This window comes from Hydrogenophaga intermedia, assembly GCF_000723405.1.
In the GTDB taxonomy this organism is placed as follows: Bacteria; Pseudomonadota; Gammaproteobacteria; order Burkholderiales; family Burkholderiaceae_C; genus Hydrogenophaga; species Hydrogenophaga intermedia.
The window spans coordinates 1-5,080 of record NZ_CCAE010000102.1; the positions used below are offsets into that span (position 1 = coordinate 1).

At 61.2% G+C, this 5,080-nt stretch carries 5 protein-coding genes and 3 pseudogenes; 3 read left to right on the forward strand and 5 right to left on the reverse strand.

Features of this window, described 5'->3' with window-relative positions; genetic code table 11:
* Positions 1–810: IS110 family RNA-guided transposase (locus BN948_RS25155; protein ID WP_035624777.1), on the forward strand; the 810-nt coding region annotated here is incomplete at its 5' end.
* A gap of 333 nt (positions 811–1,143) precedes the next feature.
* Here the strand turns inward: BN948_RS25155 and BN948_RS26440 are convergent.
* Positions 1,144–1,371, reverse strand: a pseudogene (locus BN948_RS26440) (transposase domain-containing protein); the annotation flags it as partial.
* 180 nt (positions 1,372–1,551) lie between these two features.
* Between BN948_RS26440 and BN948_RS26445 the strand changes: the two are divergent.
* Positions 1,552–1,779, forward strand: coding sequence for a site-specific integrase (locus tag BN948_RS26445; protein WP_238327267.1), 228 nt, complete (start codon positions 1,552–1,554; stop codon positions 1,777–1,779).
* A pseudogene (locus BN948_RS25160) lies at positions 1,764–2,045 on the forward strand (transposase); the annotation flags it as partial. The gene BN948_RS26445 and the pseudogene BN948_RS25160, both read left to right, overlap by 16 nt.
* A gap of 236 nt (positions 2,046–2,281) precedes the next feature.
* Here the strand turns inward: BN948_RS25160 and tnpB are convergent.
* The 4 genes and pseudogenes from tnpB to BN948_RS25180 all read right to left on the reverse strand — a co-directional run bounded on the left by tnpB (position 2,282) and on the right by BN948_RS25180 (position 4,926).
* Positions 2,282–2,617 (reverse strand): IS66 family insertion sequence element accessory protein TnpB, encoded by a 336-nt coding sequence (tnpB, locus tag BN948_RS25165; protein WP_035624779.1) that lies wholly within the window; start codon positions 2,615–2,617, stop codon positions 2,282–2,284.
* Positions 2,614–2,991, reverse strand: coding sequence for an IS66-like element accessory protein TnpA (gene tnpA / locus BN948_RS25170; RefSeq protein WP_051756404.1), 378 nt, complete (start codon positions 2,989–2,991; stop codon positions 2,614–2,616). Before tnpA ends, tnpB begins: the two co-directional genes overlap by 4 nt.
* Before the next feature lie 299 nt (positions 2,992–3,290).
* Positions 3,291–4,121 carry an SDR family NAD(P)-dependent oxidoreductase gene (locus BN948_RS25175; protein ID WP_051756406.1) on the reverse strand — a complete coding sequence of 277 codons (831 nt, stop codon included), beginning with the start codon at positions 4,119–4,121 and terminating at the stop codon, positions 3,291–3,293.
* Between the two features lie 85 nt (positions 4,122–4,206).
* A pseudogene (locus tag BN948_RS25180) lies at positions 4,207–4,926 on the reverse strand (IS6 family transposase).
* Positions 4,927–5,080 lie beyond the last annotated feature (154 nt).

The following is a 5,080-nucleotide window of genomic DNA, read 5'->3' on the forward strand; positions in this document are numbered from 1 at the left end:
CCCCAGTTCGTCAAACCATACGTCAAGACCAACAAGAATGATGCAGCCGACGCCGAGGCCATCTGCGAGGCTGTCGGTCGGCCGAACATGCGCTTCGTGCCGATCAAGAATGTTGAGCAGCAGGCGGTGTTGGCATTGCACCGGGTGCGCCAGGGCTTCGTGAAGGCGCGCACGGCGCAGGCCAATCAGATCCGTGGCCTCCTCGGCGAGTTCGGTCTCGTCGTTCCCCAAGGCATCGGCTATATCGCCTCGCGGGTCCCGGAACTGATCGAAGACGCCGACAACGAGCTCCCGGGCTCCTTTCGCGTGCTCGTCCAGCGACTGCTCGACCACCTCAAGGAACTTGAGCGCCAGGTTGAAGAGCTCGAAGCACAGATCCAGGCATGGCATCGAAGCAGCGACCTCAGCAGCCGGCTCGCTCAGGTGCCCGGCATCGGCCCCATCACGGCGAGCGCGCTGGTCGCCTCCATCGGGGATGCGAAGAACTTCGACGGCGGCCGACAATTGGCGGCTTGGCTGGGTCTGGTGCCCCGGCAGCACTCGTCGGGAGGGAAGTCGAACCTGCTGGGCATGAGCAAGCGCGGCGACAGCTACTTGCGCACGCTGCTGATACACGGTGCGCGATCGGTCATCTATCGCGCTGGACAGAAGGCAGATCCGTGCAGCTGGGTCAACGCAGTGGTCCAACGCCGCAACAAGAACGTTGCGGCGGTTGCGCTGGCCAACAAGAATGCCCGAATCGTTTGGGCGTTACTGGCGCACGACCGGCGCTACGAGACGGGTTACAGGAAGGCGGCCAAGGTCGCGTGATCGAAGGCCAACCGCAGAAGAGGAAAAACAACGTCAGGGAGAAATACCACCGATTGCTCAGGTGATCATGAAGTGATGGCAAGACAGGTAAGACCGTGGTTGGCAAAGCCCGCGCCGCGCGAGGCACCCAGAGTGCGTGTAAGCGATCGAGGCGTCAACCAGCAGATCCCATCAGGGACCGCAGCCAAAAGCTGCATTGAAGTCCGAATGTACGGGAGCAATCTTCACCTTCGCGCTGTCACGAATTGAGAGGCTGGCATAGGGGGCGTTCATGTACGCGTGGCCAACACAGCTTGACGCCACTGTTTGTGGCGATGGTGAGGTAGCCAGCTGTTACGCCGGGAGAGGTTGCCAGCGATGCGGCAGCAGCTCTGCTACTCTGCTGTTTTTGTGCGTAGGCAGCCGAGTCAGCACATCCCTCAAGTAGGCATACGGGTCATGCCCATTGAGCTTGGCACTCTGAATCAGGCTCATGACGGCAGCCGCACGCTGGCCTGCTCGTAGCGAGCCCGCAAACAACCAGTTGCCTCGCTTATGGCCAATTGGCCATAAACGCAATTGAACTAACCCGCTGACGCGGTAGTGCCTGTTCACAGGCCGGACGTCCACCCCCAAGCTCGGCGAATTTGCCGAGAGGTTCCAGATGCGGAACGATGCAGTTGCTGTTCGCAGCATCTCATCCATTCCACTTGCAAAAGGAGCCTCGCCATGACACCGCTACGCCAGCGGATGCTCGAAGACATGGGCATTCGCAACTTCGCCGAGAACACTCAGCTGTCGTATGTACAACAGGTCTCGGCCTTTGCACGGTACTTCGATCGATCGCCCGAGGAGCTGGGGCCAGAACAGGTCCGTGTCTACCAGAGCCATCTCGTGCAGACCAAGAAACTCGCGCCAAGCAGCGTCGGCACGGCCACCGCCGCACTGCGATTCCTGTACCGGGTGACGCTCAAGCGCGACTGGAGATGAAAGTCACGCCGCATGTGGCGCAGAACACTTCAGGCAGGCGCTCGGCAGTGCCCGATGCGATTGCACAGACAGACGGCTACGCCGTCTCTCAGCAAAAGAGAAAGCTGATCGAGCAGGGCTTTGGCTGGGCCAAGACCGTGGGCCGGATTCGACAGGTGATGGTGCGCGGGCTTGAGCGCATCGATCAGCTGTTTGTGCTGACGATGGCCGCGTACAACTTGACGCGTATGCGCACCTTGGGACAAATCCGTCTGCAGGCGCAGTGAGGGGCGAAAAAGGCGGCAGCGCAGCTTCAAACCGATAACAAAAGCTCAAAAAAGCACTGGGATCTCAAAATATGAAACCAAACCGCAAAAATAAACCGCTTCGAGTCAGCTGCTGCGCTGGCGCAGTGAGTATTTCAGCAGCCTGCTAGGGCCATGCATAGTAGTGTGCCCGCGCTGCACGTTGGTGCCTATCGGCGCATGCCCCAATAGACACGGGAGCACGCCCAAATGCAAGATCAAACCAGCGTAATTATTCCGCCCTCGCCAATGCGCGCCCAGGGCAGGCCGAGGACCAGGGCATCGAGCTGGGCGCGGCTCAAACTTAACCGCGCTGCTGCGCCAGGAGCCGGCCAGACGAAGTGGCCCTGATGCAGGCGCCTGGTCGCCAGCCAGATGCCGATGCCGTCATGCACCAACACCTTCATCCGGTTGGCTCTGCGGTTGGCAAACAGGTAGGCCTGGTGCGGGTGGGCTGCTCCGAAGACTTTGACGACGCGGGCCAGTGCGGTGTCGACTCCGGCGCGCATGTCCATGGGATCGGTTGCCAGCCACACGGCGTCAATGCGGATCATCGCAACCACTCGCGCAGCCAGGTGGCGCAAGCGGCCGCCCCCTCCAGGGGCCAGTTCACGACAATGGCGCTCCTGCCGTGCTGCACCTGCACCCGAATGTCGGGCGCCGACTGTGGCGCGGGGCCTGGCGCTGGTTCATTGAGTGTGACGGGAACGAACGCCTGCGACTGAACCACCAGCGCAGACGGGGTGTGCTCGCGCAGCCAGCGGTGCACGATATTGGCGTTGATGCCGTGGGACAGCGCCACGCCGGCCACAGAGGCACCGCCTTGACGGCACTCCTGCATGACCTGGGTCTTGAGCTCTGCGCTGTAAAAACGTCGCGTGGGGCGATTGGCGTTAGCCTCGCTCGCCATGGTGTGCATGATCTTCATCGTGCACACTTTCTCTTGAACTCAGCTTCGCCTCAAGATGTGTTGCCCACCCGCTTACCAAGATTCGATCGGCGCCAACACCATTATCTGACCACGGCTGCGTGCGCGCCACTGGCATGGCCAGCAGACTGAAGCAGCCATCGCGGTGACGGTGCTCAACCACATGCTGGGTGTCGGACGCCCGAAATCCGTCCGCATCTCAGTCGTGGCAGCATAAGCCGTTGTGGCTTGGGGGTGCCTCGTTTGCGGCGGCCTTCATGCAACAACGCCCTATAACGCGAGTTTTTCAATGGCCAGCTTTATGGGATTTGCGCATGCATCACGGGAGGCTTGCCCGGCCGGCCCGGAATCATGGTGAGCATGTGGTCGGAAATGCCACCGTCCACCACCAGGTTCTGACCCGTCACATACGACGCAGCGGCACTGGCCAGGTAAGCCACCGCAGCGCCAACGTCCTCTGCCCGACCGATGCGGCCCAGCGGTACCAGCGCCTGGCGTTGTTGCAGTGTGGTCTCGTCCTGGTACACCGCCTCGGTCAGCGGGGTGCGGATCATGCCCGGGCAGACGGTGTTGACGCGGATGCCTTCAGCGGCCCATTCCTGGGCCAGCTGGCGGCACAGCATAATAAGCGCGGCCTTGGCGGCCGAGTAGGCGCCATAGCCCGGTTGCGGCGTCAGGCCTGACATCGAGGCCACAGCGGTGATGCTGCCGCGCGTGCGCGCCAGCTGCTCGCGCGCCGTCTGGGCCATCAGCCAGGCCGAGCGGGTGTTGAGGTTGAAGGTGCGGTCCCACTGCGCCACTGGCAGGTCTGCCAGGCGGCCGGGCCCGGAGGCGCCGGCATTGCAGACCAGCGCCGTCAGATCGCCCCCCTGGGCTTGGGCCTGCGCGACCATGGCCGCGCATTGCGCGGGGTCGCTGATGTCGCCGGCCACGCCGTAGGCCATGGCGCCGGCGGCACGCAACTCGTCCACCAGACGGTCCAGGCGCTCGCCGGGCTGCGAGGCGGCCGCGCTGATGAGGAGGCTTGTACCATCCTTACGCGCCTGCTCGATCAGCGCAAAACAGATGCCACGGCCGATACCACCGGTGGCACCGGTGACTAGAGCATGGATTGGAAGGGGAGATTTCATGGTATGCCTTTCTAAGGGATGAGAAAACATGGTTCTGTCGCGGTAAGGATGAATGGCCGAGAAAAGGTGAACTGGTGGGTGGCGATCAGATCGCCAGGGTGTAGAACTGCTGTGCAACGGACATGGTTGAGCCATTCGGGCAGTCCGCCTGCCCCTTGCGAATCATGTGCATGGTCTCAATACCAGCGATGATGATGCGAGCACTCCAGAATGACTTGAACCCGAGCATCGGTCGGGTGATCCGTTTGATGGCCCGGTGGTCCTGCTCAACGATGTTGTTCAAGTATTTACATTGGCGCAGCAGGATACCAACGCAGGCATCAGCCTTGACACTTTCAATGGCTGCTGTGTTTGCGCCACTCTTGTCGATAGTGATTTTCTCGGGCAAGTCATGAAGATTGATGGCGCACTCCAAAAAGCGCCGAGCCGCAGCCAGATCCCGCTTGGCGGTGAACAGGAAGTCCACCGCGTCACCTTCGCGGGTCAACGGCCCAATAAAGGTATTTCCACTGGCCGGCCACCTTGATATAGGTCTCATCCATTCTCCAGCTTGTTCCAACAGGCTTCTTGCGTCTTCGAAAAACGGCTGCCAGTACCGGCAACATCTTGATCGTCCAGCGATGTACCGTGGCGTGGTCAACGAAAACACCGCACTCTTGGCAATCATCTCCTCTATGTGGCGCAGGCTCAACGGATAGGACACACACCAGCGCACGCACGTCAGCATCACTTCGAGGGGATAGTGAAACCGTTTGAGGACCTTGCGCAGGGCGCTGTTGATTGAACTCTTGCGGAAATCAAGCATGGCCCGGATTGTCGGATACCCTTATCGCGACAGAACCTCCGGCAGCGCGGACTCGGTCGCGCCGAAGGCGGTCCAGCCGGTTCTGTCGCGTTGCCAGTTGATAAACGAGTTTGGGGTAGGAACGGATGCCAGTTCTTCAAACGGGACGGATTTG

Excerpts from the sequence above, each read along its gene's own strand:
- BN948_RS26445 (WP_238327267.1), top strand. The coding sequence starts at position 1,552 with ATGGGCATTCGCAACTTCGCCGAGAACACTCAGCTGTCGTATGTACAA.
- tnpB (WP_035624779.1), bottom strand. The coding sequence starts at position 2,617 with ATGATCCGCATTGACGCCGTGTGGCTGGCAACCGATCCCATGGACATG.
- tnpA (WP_051756404.1), bottom strand. The coding sequence starts at position 2,991 with ATGAAGATCATGCACACCATGGCGAGCGAGGCTAACGCCAATCGCCCC.
- BN948_RS25175 (WP_051756406.1), bottom strand. The coding sequence starts at position 4,121 with ATGAAATCTCCCCTTCCAATCCATGCTCTAGTCACCGGTGCCACCGGT.